At 51.5% G+C, this 15,620-nt stretch carries 15 protein-coding genes; 4 read left to right on the forward strand and 11 right to left on the reverse strand.

Going from position 1 to position 15,620, the window contains the following annotated elements; all coding sequences use genetic code 11:
* Positions 1–5 precede the first annotated feature (5 nt).
* Complete coding sequence (hisIE, locus tag JQC75_RS09965) at positions 6–632, forward strand: bifunctional phosphoribosyl-AMP cyclohydrolase/phosphoribosyl-ATP diphosphatase HisIE (protein WP_203323973.1); 627 nt, start codon at positions 6–8, stop codon at positions 630–632.
* Between the two features lie 78 nt (positions 633–710).
* On the opposite strand, the gene JQC75_RS09970 is transcribed toward hisIE, so the two are convergent.
* The 5 genes from JQC75_RS09970 to pheS form a co-directional block, all read right to left on the reverse strand.
* Positions 711–1,682 (reverse strand): sensor domain-containing diguanylate cyclase, encoded by a 972-nt coding sequence (locus JQC75_RS09970; RefSeq protein ID WP_203323974.1) that lies wholly within the window; start codon positions 1,680–1,682, stop codon positions 711–713.
* Between the two features lie 69 nt (positions 1,683–1,751).
* Positions 1,752–2,678 (reverse strand): lauroyl-Kdo(2)-lipid IV(A) myristoyltransferase, encoded by a 927-nt coding sequence (lpxM, locus tag JQC75_RS09975; protein WP_203323975.1) that lies wholly within the window; start codon positions 2,676–2,678, stop codon positions 1,752–1,754.
* A gap of 81 nt (positions 2,679–2,759) precedes the next feature.
* Positions 2,760–3,056, reverse strand: coding sequence for an integration host factor subunit alpha (gene ihfA, locus JQC75_RS09980; RefSeq protein ID WP_011760064.1), 297 nt, complete (start codon positions 3,054–3,056; stop codon positions 2,760–2,762).
* A gap of 3 nt (positions 3,057–3,059) precedes the next feature.
* Positions 3,060–5,447 (reverse strand): phenylalanine--tRNA ligase subunit beta, encoded by a 2,388-nt coding sequence (gene pheT / locus JQC75_RS09985; protein ID WP_203323976.1) that lies wholly within the window; start codon positions 5,445–5,447, stop codon positions 3,060–3,062.
* Positions 5,448–5,462: 15 nt separating this feature from the next.
* Positions 5,463–6,446 (reverse strand): phenylalanine--tRNA ligase subunit alpha, encoded by a 984-nt coding sequence (pheS, locus tag JQC75_RS09990; RefSeq protein ID WP_203323977.1) that lies wholly within the window; start codon positions 6,444–6,446, stop codon positions 5,463–5,465.
* 418 nt (positions 6,447–6,864) lie between these two features.
* Here pheS and JQC75_RS09995 point away from each other — a divergent pair, with 418 nt between their 5' ends.
* The gene (locus JQC75_RS09995; protein WP_203323978.1) at positions 6,865–8,379 is read left to right on the forward strand and encodes a methyl-accepting chemotaxis protein; all 1,515 of its coding nucleotides are present in this window, start codon (positions 6,865–6,867) and stop codon (positions 8,377–8,379) included.
* A 117-nt stretch (positions 8,380–8,496) separates the two neighbouring features.
* Entirely contained in the window at positions 8,497–11,046 is a 2,550-nt protein-coding gene (locus JQC75_RS10000; RefSeq protein WP_203323979.1) for a PAS domain-containing protein, read from the forward strand.
* On the opposite strand, the gene JQC75_RS10005 is transcribed toward JQC75_RS10000, so the two are convergent.
* The 4 genes from JQC75_RS10005 to JQC75_RS10020 form a co-directional block, all read right to left on the reverse strand.
* A complete protein-coding gene (locus JQC75_RS10005; RefSeq protein ID WP_203323980.1) occupies positions 11,043–11,912 on the reverse strand; it encodes a putative ATP-dependent zinc protease in 870 nt (289 codons plus the stop codon). The two genes, JQC75_RS10000 and JQC75_RS10005, sit on opposite strands and share 4 nt — an antisense overlap.
* Before the next feature lie 104 nt (positions 11,913–12,016).
* Positions 12,017–12,385 carry a SpoIIAA family protein gene (locus tag JQC75_RS10010; protein WP_203323981.1) on the reverse strand — a complete coding sequence of 123 codons (369 nt, stop codon included), beginning with the start codon at positions 12,383–12,385 and terminating at the stop codon, positions 12,017–12,019.
* A gap of 35 nt (positions 12,386–12,420) precedes the next feature.
* A complete protein-coding gene (locus JQC75_RS10015) occupies positions 12,421–12,771 on the reverse strand; it encodes a DUF3802 family protein (RefSeq protein WP_011760071.1) in 351 nt (116 codons plus the stop codon).
* A 93-nt stretch (positions 12,772–12,864) separates the two neighbouring features.
* Positions 12,865–13,440, reverse strand: coding sequence for a YceI family protein (locus tag JQC75_RS10020; RefSeq protein WP_203323982.1), 576 nt, complete (start codon positions 13,438–13,440; stop codon positions 12,865–12,867).
* 245 nt (positions 13,441–13,685) lie between these two features.
* Here JQC75_RS10020 and JQC75_RS10025 point away from each other — a divergent pair, with 245 nt between their 5' ends.
* The gene (locus tag JQC75_RS10025) at positions 13,686–13,889 is read left to right on the forward strand and encodes a cold-shock protein (protein ID WP_203323983.1); all 204 of its coding nucleotides are present in this window, start codon (positions 13,686–13,688) and stop codon (positions 13,887–13,889) included.
* Here the strand turns inward: JQC75_RS10025 and pdxH are convergent.
* Together pdxH and JQC75_RS10035 are read right to left on the reverse strand one after the other, a co-directional pair.
* Positions 13,841–14,479: a pyridoxamine 5'-phosphate oxidase gene (pdxH, locus tag JQC75_RS10030; protein WP_203323984.1), complete on the reverse strand. Its 639-nt coding sequence runs from the start codon at positions 14,477–14,479 to the stop codon at positions 13,841–13,843. The genes JQC75_RS10025 and pdxH overlap by 49 nt on opposite strands.
* Before the next feature lie 165 nt (positions 14,480–14,644).
* A complete protein-coding gene (locus JQC75_RS10035; protein WP_203323985.1) occupies positions 14,645–15,574 on the reverse strand; it encodes an adenosylmethionine decarboxylase in 930 nt (309 codons plus the stop codon).
* Positions 15,575–15,620 lie beyond the last annotated feature (46 nt).

Below are 15,620 nucleotides of genomic sequence, written 5' to 3' on the forward strand. Positions count from 1 at the left end.
GGCACATGGCTGACGAAACCCTTTTAAACCGTCTCGATTGGGACAAACAGGATGGGCTTATTCCCGCCATCGTGCAAAACCATCTGAGTGGCAAGGTGCTGATGCAAGGCTATATGGACAAGGCTGCGCTGGAACAAACCCTGCAAACCGGCATGGTCACCTTTTTCAGTCGCAGCAAACAGCGGCTGTGGACCAAGGGCGAGTCGTCCGGCAATGTGCTCAGTCTTGTCAGCATTGCTGCCGATTGTGATAACGACAGCCTCTTGGTACAGGTTCTGCCCAAGGGCCCCACCTGTCACACTGGCACTGAGTCCTGCTGGCAGGATGGCAGCCACAGCTTTATTGCCGGACTCGAGAGCTTAATTCAGGGCAGGAAAAAAGCCTGTGACGCGGGCGAAGGTGGCAGCAGCTACACGGCGTCACTCTTTGCCAGTGGCACCAAACGTATGGCGCAAAAAGTGGGTGAAGAAGGCCTGGAAACGGCGCTCGCCGCCGCAATCCACGATAAAAAAGAGCTGGTTGATGAAGCGTCGGATCTGCTGTTTCACCTGATGGTACTCTTGGAAGATCAGGGACTGTCACTTGCTGACATCAGCCATAATCTCTACGAGCGCCATCAGGCCCGTAAGTAACATTCAGACCAGGTAACCTGATGAGATAGTAAGTAAAAATGGGGCCATGGCCCCATTTTTATACCGCTTACTCACGATTTAATCGTTACGCTGCTTATGCTGCTTTTCACGGTACATTTGGGTGTCGGCCTGCTTAAGCAGCACATCCAGCTCCAGGGGACTCTGCCCGTCAAATCGGGCACAACCGCAGCTGAATTCGATTTGATAACCGATAGCACGGCTGATGTTATGGGCGGCCAGCGTCTGCCTGAGGCGATGAATAATGCCAATGGCCGGTGACAGCATTTTATCGTGGCTGATCACCGCCGCAAACTCATCCCCGCCAAGCCTTGCGACCACGTCATATTCTCGAAATGATTCCAACAGCAGACCGGCAAAAGCCTTTAATGCCTCATTGCCTTCCTGATGACCGAATCTATCGTTGATGTCTTTGAAATGGTCAAGGTCAAAAAACATCAGTGTCGCATCCTGCTGATAACGCTCACATTTGAGCAAGCACTGCCGACCGAGTCTCTCAAACCCACGAAGATTGGATAACCCAGTCAGAGGATCGAGCGTCGCCGTTTGATGAGACTCCAGTTCCGACACCACCATCTGACCGAGATCCTGCAGATCTTTTAAAGACTCTTCATCAAAGTGCCTCGGCCGTGTGTCCAGAATACAGAGGGTACCAACCCTGAAACCATTACTCAGGGTTAACGGGTATCCCGCATAAAAGCGGATGTGCGGCGTTTCGGTTACCAGGGGGTTATCAACAAATCTGGGATCTTCGAAGGTATCCTCAACAACAAAGATATCTGACTGCAGAATCGTATGGCTGCAAAAAGAGATGTCTCTCGCGGTTTGACAGGCATCCAAACCTACGCAGGACTTGAACCACTGGCGGTCTTTATCCACCAAACTGATAAGACAGATGGGCACGTCGAAAAGACGCCTTGCCAAACGGGTTATCCTGTCGAAACGCTCTTCCGTTTTGGTGTCCAGTATCTCCAATCGATACAGGGCGTTGAGCCTCTCGGTCTCGTCGACCGGGATGGACGCTTTCAGCATGTTAAACTCTCAGCGGGTGCGTATTGCTTGATTATAGCCAGCAGCAACACGCATGAATACCCTCTGTTATCAATCGTAAATCGAAGGCTCACCGGGAGGCCGGGTCCGCAGCAACTTCAAAAACCACATGTATTGCTCTGGATAAGCGCTAATCACCTGCTCCACCGCACGATTAAGGGCCAGGGCTTCGTTTTCCTTGCCCCTCATGGTGTCTTCTTCAATGGCTGGCAGCACGGTTAGTTCAAATCGATGTGCCTTGTCATCGTATCCAATAACCACAGGCATTACCTGCGCATTGCCCGCCGCAGCGAGACGCCCGACCACCGGTAAGGTTGCCTTGGTCGTGGCGAAAAGCGGGGCAAACACACTTTGATCCGGCCCCAAGTCCTCATCCGGCAGATAGAAAAAGCTGTTACCCTGGCGCATTTCACTGATAAGCACCCTAAGACCAGCTTCACGCATGTAAACATGTCCGCCCAGCCGACTGCGAATGCGATTGGAAAACCAGTTAAACAGCTCGTTTCTGTGAGCCTTGGCCATGGTGACCATGGGTAAATCGAGATTCAATCGAAGGCCGGCATAATCGATGCCCCACACATGGGGCATGATAAATATCACCGGCTGACCGGCTTCCCTGGCCGCTTGAACATGCTCAAAGCCGTGAAGATTCACCCGACGGCGCAAATGTTCTTTACTGCCAAACAAGAGTTCTGCCTGACCAATGAGGATCATGACGAAATGCGCGACGTTTTCACGGACAAGGGCGTCTACTTCAGCCTCTGATTTGTCAGGAAAACAAGTACGTATATTAGCCTTAGCAACTCTGATGGGCTTCTTGGCAATGGAGAGTACCAACTTGGACAAGGCTCTGGCAAAAGGGTCACGCAACCACGCTGGCAAGGCCCCGAAAAAGAGCAAAACGCCAATGGCAATCCAGGTTCCCCAAAGTTTGGGATGCAGCAGTCCCCAGTAAAATCGTCTGTCGAAATAACGCATCGTCTTAACTTAGAATCTCTTTAAACCACACAAACAGGAAAGCCACTCAGATGAGTGGCCTTCCCTAAGTGTATTCCGGTGTTACTTTTCGGAGTTGGATGACTCGACGCGGCTTTTCAGCTTCTGGCCGGGGCGGAATGTCACCACACGACGGGCAGAAATCGGGATATCCTCACCGGTTTTTGGGTTGCGGCCAGGTCGTTGGTTTTTGTCCCTGAGGTCAAAATTACCAAAACCGGACAGCTTGACCTGCTCACCACTTTCGAGAGCGCTTCGGATTTCTTCGAAAAACGTCTCTACCATCTCTTTCGCGACCCGCTTGTTAATGCCAAGCGTTTCAAAAAGATGCTCTGCCATTTCGGCTTTGGTAAGTGCCATACTTTAATCCCTCAACGATGCGTTGAACTCGGACTTGAGCGCTGAAACCACAGTATCTACTGCTTCTGCGATCTCTTTTTCTTCAAGTGTGCGAGTGTTGTCTTGTAACGTCAGTGCAATTGCCAGGCTCTTTTTACCAGGCTCAACACCTTTACCCTGGTATACATCGAACAAGTTTACGCCAACCAACTGATTTTCGCCAACTTTTCTTATAACTTTTATCACATCTGCCGCAGCAACGCTTTCATCAACGACCAATGCGATATCCCGGCGGTTAGCGGGGAACTTGGAAATCACCTGAGCTTCCGGCAATTTCGCATGTAACACTGCATCCAGTTCCAGCTCAAATACGATGGTTTTACCATTGAGCCCAAATGGCTTCTCAAGGCTTGGATGGACGGCACCTATATAACCGATGACGCGATCATTCCTTAGAATTTCAGCACATTGGCCTGGGTGAAGCGCCGAATGTGTCGCTCTTCTAAAACTAAATTCGGATCCTGAAACTGTCAAGCCAATAATTGCCTCCAAATCGCCCTTAAGATCGAAGAAATCAACGGTTTTGCTCTCCATTGACCAATGTTCTTCGTTCTGAAGGCCTGCAATCACGGCGCCCAGCATAGGTTGCTGCCTCACGCCGGATTCTGCACTGGCATCAGGCACAAAGCGCAATCCTGTCTCAAACAGGCGCACACGGCCCTGCTGACGCGCCTGGTTGTAGCCAACTGCGGTGAGCAATCCGGTGAACATAGACAGACGCATGGCAGACATTTCACTGGAAATCGGGTTAGGCAGGATCATTGCCTGTTCACCCGGATGCACCAATTGCTGCAACTTGGGATCCACGAAACTGTAAGTCACTGCTTCCTGGAAGCCGCGGGCAACCAGGAAGCTACGCACTTTCTTCAGGCTGATATCGGCTTCCTGATGGGTTGACATCCGCAAGTGAGCCATGGGCGCCTTGTTGGGGATGTTGTTGTAACCGTAGATACGGGCAACTTCTTCAATCAGGTCTTCTTCGATGGCCATGTCGAAACGATAGGTCGCGGTGGTCACCTGCCACTCGCCCTCACCTGCTGTTACGGCAAAGCCCAGGCGGGTCAGGATTTCAACGACGTCACTGTCGGGTACATGGTGACCAAGGATTTTGTCGAGCTTACTGCGACGCAGCAGGATCTCTTTGGCTTTTGGCAGATGCTCATCGGATTTGGCTTCAACCACAGCGCCAGCTTCACCGCCACAGATATCCAGCACCAAACGGGAGGCACGGTCCATCACCTTATGCTGCAGCTCTGGGTCTACACCGCGCTCAAATCGGTGTGATGAGTCTGTGTGCAGGCCAAGTTTACGGGCTTTACCCATGATGGCCAAAGGAGCAAAGAAGGCACACTCGAGCAGGATGTCCTGGGTGGTTTCACCCACACCTGAGAACTCGCCACCAAACACACCGGCAAGTGCCAGAGGCTTGCTGTTGTCGGCAATCACCAGGGTGTCGTTTGGTACTGTGATCTCACTGCCGTCCAGCAGAGTGAGCTTTTCTTCACCATCGCCCAAACGCACTTCAATCTTGCCGTCGATTTTGGCGAGATCAAAGGCGTGCATCGGCTGACCAAATTCAATCAACACATAATTGGTGATATCCACGATAGGATCGATTGAACGGATGCCACTGCGGCGCAGCTTTTCTTTCATCCATTCAGGCGTCGGTGCTTTTACGTTCACATTACGCACGATACGGCCAAGATATCTTGGGCAGGCAGCAGGGGCTGACAGCTGAATATCGATAGTGTCGTCAATGCTGGCCACTGCAGGAGCCCAGCTTGGCTCTGTCACTTCGGCGCGGTTAAGCACGCCCACTTCGCGGGCAAGGCCTGCCATACCGAGGCAGTCGGCACGGTTGGAAGTCAGGTCAACATCAATAACGGCATCGTTCAGGTCGAGGTATTCACGGATATCTGTGCCAATGGGCGCATCCAGTGGCAATTCAATAATGCCATCGCTTTCGATATCGATACCCAGCTCGCTGTAGGAACACAGCATGCCTTCAGAAGGCTGGCCACGGAGCTTGGCTTTTTTGATTTTGAAGTCACCGGGCAGCACGGCGCCCACAGTGGCTACGGCCACTTTAAGACCCAAACGGCAGTTTGGCGCACCGCAAACGATGTCGAGCAGGGCGTCACCACCCACATTTACCTTGGTTACGCGCAGCTTGTCGGCATCGGGATGCTGACCACATTCCACTACTTCGCCCACAAACACGCCGCTGAAGTCGGCTGCGACCGCATCGATGCCGTCCACTTCCAGGCCAGCCATGGTGATTTGATGGCTCAAGTCTTCACGGCTGATGGCAGGATTCACCCATTCACGAAGCCAGGATTCACTGAATTTCATTACTAATTTGCTCCGTTATTTGAATTGCTTAAGGAAACGCAGGTCGTTTTCGAAGAATGCGCGCAAATCGTTTACGCCGTAACGCAGCATGGTCAAACGCTCAACACCCATACCAAAAGCAAAACCGGAATATTTCTCAGGGTCGATACCCACGCTGCGCAGTACGTTGGGGTGTACCATGCCGCAGCCAAGCACTTCGAGCCACTTGCCATTTTTGCCCATCACATCCACTTCCGCCGAAGGCTCGGTGAATGGGAAATAAGATGGACGGAAACGTACCTGCAGGTCTTCTTCAAAGAAGTTGCGCAGGAAGTCGTGCAGAATGCCTTTAAGCTCTGCAAAGTTCACGTTTTCATCTACCAGCAGACCTTCTACCTGATGGAACATCGGGGTATGGGTCATGTCATAGTCGTTACGGTATACGCGGCCTGGAGAGATGATCCGAAGCGGCGGCTTTTCCGTTTCCATGGTACGAATTTGCACGCCCGATGTTTGGGTGCGCAGCATAACCTTGGGATTGAAATAAAAGGTATCGTGATCGGCACGGGCTGGGTGGTGCTCGGAAATGTTCAGTGCATCGAAGTTGTGGAAGTCATCTTCGATTTCTGGACCATGCTTCACCGTAAAACCCAGCTCGCCAAAGAAGGATTCGATTCGTTCAATAGTACGGGTCACTGGGTGCAGGCCGCCATTGTCCAGAGTGCGCCCCGGCAGCGTTACGTCGATTTGCTCTGCGGCCAGTTTGGTTTCCAGTTCACGGGCTTTAAACAGTTCCATCTGTTCACCGAGTTTCGCCTGAACGCTCTGCTTGGCATCATTTACTGCCTGACCGAACTTGGGCTTCTCTTCTGCGCTCAGGGTGCCCATCAGTTTCATTAAGTCGGTGATCCGGCCTTTTTTGCCGAGATAGTCCACCCGGATATCGTCCAGAACCTTCAGATCTGTCGCCTGTTCGATGGCGGCCAGAGCCTGTTCCACAATCTCTGTTAATTGCTGCATCTTCTCTTCCACTGCTCTCGTACCTGCCGTTTTGTGCAGGCTGTTCACGACATGTCGACGTGCTTGCCGCGTAAATTTGTCAAAATAAACAAAAGAGTGAAATTTTACGGCAGGCATCTTTATTTGACTAGGGATAAATCTGCCGAAATGTTGAAAAACCCCCGCCATTTCCGCTGCATTTTCCAGCACATTCGAGGAATTTTCATACGAGGTTCGTATTTTCCCTACAGGGTGACTGGCGGGGCATGTTGACGAGATGTAAAATTGTCGCTGTGCTCTATGCTGAGAATACATAACAGGGGCAACGCCCTGAACAAAAAGTATTCATTTACAAGCATAATTCGGCTGCAATAATAAAGTTCGGTCATCAAGAACCGATAAACATAGGGTCACATGCAGCCCCGCTCCGAGGTAATTCATGAAAGAAGTGAAGTTTCGCTGGGTAGATCAATATCTCATCCACATGACTCTCAAAACCAAGTTTGCCATTTTGGCCATTGTCCCGGTGCTGATGGTGCTGTCACTGGCACTGGTACTCAACATCAAATTCAACGAGACCTTGCTCGAAACCCACTTGGCACAAAGCCGTAACCACACCAATGATGTCAATCAACTGGTGTCGCAGGCGCTCAACTATATTCCGGCTGAGCAGCAAGGGGCATTTTTGCAAAGTCTTTCCGGTAACACTCAGGTAGTGCCCGTCAGTAATTTGGGCAACAAGGCCCAGCAGTTGGCCCGCAGTGGCGGCGGCAGCGACGAAGCCAATTCCAGCGGCCGTTACCAATCTGTCAGTGCCATCAGTGACAAGCAATTGGTCGCGGTCAGCACACTCGATGCCAAGGCGGTATCGCTGGAATCCGGTAACGACACTTGGTTTGTCATGGGTGCTATTGCGCTGGTGCTCTTTATCATCTTTATTTTCAGCTACTACATCTCCACCTTTGTTGGTGGCGCACTTTATACCACGGTAATGGCCCTCAAACGTGCCGCCGATGGCGACCTGACAGGCAGGCTCAACTTCTTCCAGGTAAAAGATGAGTTCAGTATTCTGGCCATCAGCATTGACTCCCTGGTTGAACGTCAACATAACCTGGTGAAAAACATCAACGACGCCACCCGCCAAATCCGTACCGTGGTGGAGTCATTCCGCACCAATGCCCGGGACGGTCAGGCCCTCGCTGCAAGTCAACGTGCTCATCTCGATTCTCTCGCCACCGCCATGGAGCAAATGACCGCTGCTGTGCGGGAAGTGGCCAGCAATGCCGAGCACTCTTCCCAGGAGACTCAGGAAGCCAATCAGCAAGTGGCTGCTGGCTCCAAGGATATTGCAACCACAGTCAGTGCCATCGGACAGCTGTCCAGCGAAATCGCCAGAGCATCCGATGCGGTAACCGTACTCAATGAAAACGCGAGCCGCATCGATGAGGTGGTCACTACCATTAACGCCATTTCCGAGCAAACCAATCTGCTGGCGCTTAACGCCGCCATTGAAGCGGCCCGCGCCGGTGAGCAGGGACGTGGTTTTGCCGTGGTGGCCGATGAAGTGCGTACCCTCGCTGGCCGCACTCAGGCCGCCACCGTGGAAATCAAGTCCATGATTGAGGCGCTGCAGTCCGGCTCCCGTAACCTGACGCAGGTCATGGCGCGTACCGTCGAACAGGCCGAAGAAGGCAAAAAGCACGTGATAAAAACCGGCGAAGATCTCGACAGCATCGCCCACCACAGTGCCAAGGTATTTGAAATGAGTGTGCTGATTGCCACCTCAGCCGAAGAGCAATCTGCGGTTGCCAACGAAATTGCCGGCAACCTGATGGAAATCCGTAACCAGTCCCACGATGTGGAGCAATCTGCAAACCAATCGGTGTCAGGCTGTGATGAACTCCACGCCACGGCCGAAAAGCTGGACAAGCTTTTGGTCGGCTTAAAACTCTGACAAACGAAAAGGCACCCTCCCGGGTGCCTTTTAACTTTAAGCTAATGGCAAATAACAAATTATCCGTTAGACTGGCTGCTGAGAGTGTCATTTTCAGCCCAAAGGATCCGGCCTGCCATGAATCGTTCCAAGGCCTATGTATCAAATACATTGCACCCAAGATGGCGTAATAGTTTGCCGTTTCGGGTGGGATTACTGCAAAGCCTGATAGCCACACTGCTTTTGCTGGCCACCCTGTGGATTCTTCTTGGCAGCCAAAAAGAAGAACGACTGACACAGGAAATGAATCTCAACCTCTCTCAGGGACAGTTGATCCAGGCCAGGTTGCGGGATTTGACGGCCCAGCTCGACACCCTGGTGGTCGCCATTGCCGACGTTGCAGGCACCCAAAGAAACGATATTGCCACCATTGAAAGAACCATTCCCAGCCTGCTCTCGTTGCCCAACCACAAAGAAGTGGTCGCAAGTGGTGGGATCTGGCCAGAGAAAGGTCATCCGCTTGGACAGGAAACCGAGATCAGAAGCCTTTTCTGGGTCAGAGACTTGCTTGGTCAATTACGTAAGAACGAGGGTTACAACCAAAGCAGCGGTCATTACTTCGATGAACTCTGGTACAAGCCCATTAGACTGTTTCCGGCCGGCCGGGTGTTCTGGTCCCCTTCCTACATAGACCCCCATACCCAAGAGTCCATGGTCACCGCATCAGTGCCCATCTGGCAGGAGCATGAATTCCAGGGCGTGGCGACCATCGATGTGAGCCTTTCGAGCCTCAGCAGCTATCTTGCCGAGTCCCGCAAGGAATTGGGGGGCTATGTCATCCTCCTGGATCAGTTTAATCAGGTATTGTCGGCCCCTCTGGCCGGCGCCGAGCAAAGTTTACCCGGACATGCGACCTTGCCCGACTTGGTCGCACTCGCCCGGCGCTATCCTCAGCTGTCGGCATTGCTCGCTTTAGTGGACGATGCCGACAGACAATTCATCAATGACGCGCAGACACATCAGGTCATCACTCAGGAACAGCTTTTGACCATGGTCCCCGGCAACTTCCCCCAGGGGAAAAAAATGTACGAGGCCATCATCAACACCAGCGCCCTTGCCATGCCCCAATCACCTGCATTATTGGGAACCCTGGCCATCGACGCTGACCCGCTGATTGCAGCGCCGACACTGGTGTCTGTGTATCGGATGCCAGGCACATTTTGGAAGGTCATTACGGTAACACCCAAAAGCTCGTTTAAAAATGAAGCCTTACTTCTGGTTGAGCGCGCAGGCTTTTATTTGCTGCTGGCACAGGTGGTGGCACTGCTGCTGATGATTTATGTACAACATTGGCTTTATATCAAACCGCTTGCACGCTTGGTGTCTGCGTTAAAAGCGGAAGATGCAGCCCATCTGGAGCTGCAAGCGAGTCAGCGTGAGGATGAAATCGGGGTTTTGGCCAGCGCGCTTGTCGCCCGCACCCGCCAGCTGGAAATCGCCATGGCAAGTCTCGATGCATCAAATCTGGCGCTGGAGCAACAGCTGGAAGTTCAGCAGGAGGCGCAGCAGGATTTACTCGCCCACAAGGAACAGCTCAGTGCCCTGCTGAAGTCTTCCCCCAACCTCATTTTTATCAAGGATACGGCCGGACGCTACCTGATGGTGAACGATAAGTTTTGTGAAACCATAGGTCTTGACCGACACAGGATCCTGGGGGCAACCGACAGGCAGCTATTTTCATCCGATCTTGCCCAGATCTATGGCGAGAGCGATCAGCGGGTAATGAGCCAGGATGCTCCCCTGCAATTCGAAGAGACACTGCCGACACGTTTGGGAGAAGTTCGTTTTCAAATGACCAAGTTTGCCATCCGGGATGACGACGACAATCTCAGGGGAACCGGAGCCATCGCCTTTGATATTCAAAATCGCAAGCGCATTGAAAACGAACTGTTGGAGCGAACGGCGGCACTCGAACGCAGTCTTAGCCTCTGCGGCAGTGAAAACGCCAAAATCCAACAACAACTGCAGCAGGCAGAATTCGAGCTTTCACAAAAAACACAGAGCATGGAAGATACCAAAGCCAAAGACGAGGCGTGGGTTATCGAGAGGCGGTTATTTAAAAACTGGCTCAGGGACTTGGTAAGCCTGATAGCCCGTGAGCAGGAAATCCTGCTGGCGAAGGCTTGCACTCTGGATGCTGCGCCCATGGAAAAGCTAAAGGATGCGCTGAGTGAACACGCTGAGCGGCTAAGATTACTTGAACTCTTAACCGGCAAACATAAGCCCAGCCAACGCGTTGTTCCCATGGATGTGCTGCAGCAATTGACGCAGCTGTTTCAATCGGAAATTGCAGGACGTGACATCCAAATTCAGCTGGAGGGGGGGCGTAAATTCAGCGTGCGCCTTGAAACATGGCAGTTAACGCTGTTGATATTCAGCTTATTAAAACTCCTGTGCACTCAAGTCGATAACACACCACAGGGCAACATTGTCAGGGTGTGTGTCGACGAGACAGGACATGATTGCCGCATTCGGTTCGACCGACAGGGGGTGAGCCCTGAACTTATCACGCCCGAACTTAACGCACTTAGCGCTTGGCTTGAACGCCAGTATGGTGGCTCACTGACGCTGTGTCATTCGCTGACCGTGGCCACCATAGTGGATTGCAGGTTACCCATTGGCGATTAGCGACTCACATCAACAACGTAGTGCCCCTGAAGCCAGTTACGGCCGATAAGCAGTTTATGGCTCATCTGGCTTCTGTCTTTTAAGTTTACCTTCACCTTGAACTCTTTACCGGGCTCACCGAGGGTGAGCTCTACCATATAGCGAACTTCACTTCCCTGAGCATTTCGAATGAGAGACGTCTCTGTGATACGGCTATGGATCCGCCGCGTTTCGCCTTTTTCATTACCCGTGGTAAAGCTTATCCGCTTGCCAACGTTGGCCTCCATGTCGGTGGGGTTTTCGTCTTCAATTTGGATGTCGATTGCATGCAGACTGTTTTCGACGGCACCGGTATCGATGCGGGTATCGAAGGTGATATCACCTTCCACCAAGTGGATGGGCGCACGCTCACCGATAACGTTTTTCTCGGCAACATCGACCAGGTAGTGGCCTTCCAGCCAATTGCGTCCCAGCAGCAGTTTGTAATCCATGTGCCCACGATCTCTGAGGTTCACCCTTATGTTGCGCAGGTCCTGCTCGTATTGCAGCTCAAGTTCGACTGTATAACGGCTCTCTGTACCCTGAGAGTTGGACACTGTGGTGACCTTGACTATCCTGGCCTCAATAGTTTTGCTGACTCCACCCCGTCCTTCTGTGGTGAAGCGTACCCGTTTTCCGATGTTGTCTTTCATCGATTCCGCTTCGCCGCCGAGCACCTCGATATCAACGGCATGGATTGAACTGATAGAGGCGCCGGTATCCACCCGGGCAACAAAGTTTAGCCCTGAGCCGGGCTGATGAATGTCTACACTCTGCCCCACGACAGGTTTGCCTGAAGAAGCGCAAGATAACAATAACAACGAAACTGCAATCCAAGCTCTAAACATAAACAACATCCTGAAAAACAATTAATTACATATGGTTACTGCCAAAACTGAACCTAAAGTACCATAACGTAAGCGCGGGAGATTGCCAATTAAAAACGGGGTGTTCAGCGATTTTGAGACAGCCAAACCCTGGCGGTTTGACCCTCATCCAAGTGGAAGACACGTACGGGACATGGCATAAATAAGCCAATGAGTTCGCCCATACGGCGAAAGGAAGGACGATTGGTAAGAATGGCAATACGCCTGAAGTCATCGAGATGGAAGAGCCCAAGCAGCACGTCTTGCCAGAGCGACAACAGACGCACACCGCGGCATCCATCATCAATTTCGTACCACACCCGCACCGAGGCATGATCTTTCAGCGCTTGTTCGAGCGCGGGTATCAAAACGCTGCTGTAGTCATCCGCCTCAATCATCCCTGATGCCTCAACAGCAATGGTATCGTGTTCAAATCCTGGTTTGAGTCTTATCATGTTCACCCCATCACAGTGTGAACCACGACGGCGCTTCAGGCGGTCAGCTTGACAATTTCCTGGTCGAATAAGTTTTTGATAAGCCCAGAAAAGTCAGCAATAAAGTGCGTTTGTTCCGGCGTGGCTTTTTTATTTCCAACATGGGCCAGGATTTCTTCGAGATCGTAAACGATGGCGTCGATTTCCCGGATGACCATATTACGTTGGGCAAAACTCAATTCGGGATTTTGACCGCAGACCATGATTATCTGCGCGGACAACTGCTCTTCAAAGAGCTCCATCACTGTCTCATCAGCCAACCCCTTTCCCTCGGGCGCTTCGAAAAGCCCCAAGTTTTCAGTCAGGTACTGTATGAGATGCACGTAACCTTCTTTATCAGTGACCATGTCAAATCCCGTATTGCATTTCTGTCGGGCCCGGGCCCGCATTTTTATTATGGAACAAGTTGCATTCTTCTTCCTTAAAGCATGCGAATCCTGTTATTTCTCAAGTGTTAGCACGAATGAAACCGGCACAGCACTGCTGATGGCCGACAACCCTGCCACTTCACGCAGCTTTTCAATACCTGCGGTTAATCCAAAATTGGCTGCATTGACGATTAACATGGCACTGCTGCTGACCATCAGGGTGTTATCAGACACCCGTGCCACTGTCACTTCGACGTTGAGCTTATCGGTTTTACCATGCAATTCCAAAGTCGCCGGAATTTCCGCTTTCGTGATATCGCCAGGCTTCAGGGCGCTAACCAGTGATGGTTCTATCTTGGCAGAAAGCGTTAACGAGGGAAATTGTTCCACTTCAAATAACATGCTTTTCATGCGCTCATCACGAATTTCAATACCAGTATCGACAGACGCCAGCGGAATACTGAGGCTGAAATCACCTTGTTCAGACAGTTTACCTTCAAGGGTTTTAAATTTGTGCACTTCAGCAACATCACCCTTCTTCACTGAAATAAAGCTGACATTGGAATTGGCGGCATTCAATTGCCAATCGGCCATGGCACCCGATGCAGATACCAGCAGGGCTGCGCCCAACAAAGTACGGATAAACATCACTTGTCTCCTTGTGTTTCGTTGCGTTCAGGCCATTCCTGAATTGCTAAATTAGTGACAACACAAACAATAAACCAAACGGCCACTATAACTCTAGCTGCAAATTCCCATCGGGGTTGTCAATTGGCTGAAATATCTGCTTGTTAAAGTTCAGATACTTTGGTCAATTGCCTATAAGGGCGACATGTCAGGGGCAGCGTATTGGTGCAGTCACATGACTTAAAGACGAGAGAGGATTTGGCTGGTTGAGCCGCGATAATGATAGGGATGCGTTTGTCCATTACCGCGCCATCAATACTCACCGAAGACGTGCCCTGAAAAAAGGCCAGAAAGTCAGTTTTACCCTTACCCAAGGCCAAAGGGGCTTTCTGGCAGATAATGTGAGCCTGTTTCGTTCAAATCACGGAGCCAACCGCTCAATGGCCCAACCCTCAGCTGATTTTTCATAGATAAAGCGGTCGTGTAGTCTGTGTTCTCCTCCCTGCCAGAATTCTATGCTGGAAGGACGCACCAGATAGCCTCCCCAGAAGGACGGTAAAGGCACCTCCCCCGCGGAAAATTTCTGCTTCATTTCCATAAACTTGGCTTCCAGTACCTGCCGTGCACTGAGTTTGGATGACTGGGCAGACACCCAGGCAGCAATTTGGCTCTCTTTTGGACGGGTGACAAAGTACTTAAGCACCTCTGCCGTTGAAAGGGGTTCGGCAATGCCTGTCACAGCGACCTGTCGCTCCAATGGATGCCAGGGAAACAGCAGACTGATGTGGGCATTTTGCTTCAGCTGAGTGGCCTTACGGCTGCCCAAATTGGTAAAGAACACAAAACCCTGTTCATCAAAGCGCTTGAGCAGCACTATCCGTTGATAGGGTTGCCCCTGGTCGTCGACTGTCGCCACACACATGGCAGTCGGGTCGGTAAGTTCAGCCGCCTTGGCCTGCTCCATCCAGCGTTCAAAGAGTGCCATGGGGTCTTCGGGCAATTCGCTGCGCCTGAGGCCGCCTTTAGTGTATTCACGGCGAATGTCGCTAAGATCTGTCATGGTAAATCCTTATTGGCCCAGTATCGTTTGAGGCATTCTAGCCGCTTGACGCGCAACAAAAAAGCCGACTGTGATGTCGGCTTTTGTTTTTATGCGGCCAAAAGATGGCGCATTGGCTATGCCCGTTTATTAGTTTGGCCCATTAAACATTCCATGGCCGCAATTTTACATTGGCTCTGGGATCAGCACTTCATGACAGAGCTGCTGATAGTGACTGAAGTCCACGTTATACCCCTGCGCCATGGATAACGCACAGCTTCCCAGACACAGGTGCGCCGGGTAATTTTCGGTATGGCGCCTGGCGTTGAAGCCAATCTCATCCCAACTGCCCGGGTTGAGTATCCCCAGCAAGCGGGAGAAAATTTGCCGATACTCCCCCTCCAGTGGCAAGTTGGTTTCAAAGCTCACGTAAGAGCTGTTTTCCTGCGGCGTAATATGAATGGTCATGTAGCGATCGCCACGGATGCCATTGATGGAATAGCCAAAAGGCTCAAACAAAAAGTCATCAAACACAAAGCCCGGCAACATGGCTTCCAGTTGCAGCAGGCTGCGGATTTCAGCTGCGCTCTGATGTTCACCGCGTAAGTAATCAGCGGCCTCACCACGAATGTGGTACATCAAAAGCTCACTGGTATGGTCATCTGCGGCCGCTTCGTAGGGCTTGTTGCTGGTGAAAATGTAATGATGATGGGAATCCAGATGCCCTATTCTGAAGGCATCTCCGGGCAAGAGCGCACGGATGGCGGTCAAATCGTCAGTAAAGGCACTGCTTTGCAAGTGGGAAAGGTACTCGTTTTTACGTTGGTAGCTGGCAAACGCAATCTTGTCGGCACCGACTTCAGAAATAAAACGAACAACCGCTTTGGCGAGTGTTGTGGTGCCGCAGGTCAGCATCAGGAATCTGTCGTTCCAGACAAACAAACTCGATTCGCTGAGCAAGTAGGCATCGCAGTGTTCATTGTTGATACTGGAGAGAATTTCTGCATTGGCGCAGGCTACCATCTCGTTCCAGAATTCACGCCCCAGTGCTCTGAGTGAGCCGAATCCGGGGGTGACTATAACTTCTATTTTTTTTTCTGAACCTTCAAAAAACATTTTTCTCTACCTGAGGGCCGGGAGGGCTTGCACCCTGGTTCCCCGG

The organism is Shewanella litorisediminis (genome assembly GCF_016834455.1).
Lineage (GTDB): Bacteria > Pseudomonadota > Gammaproteobacteria > Enterobacterales > Shewanellaceae > Shewanella > Shewanella litorisediminis.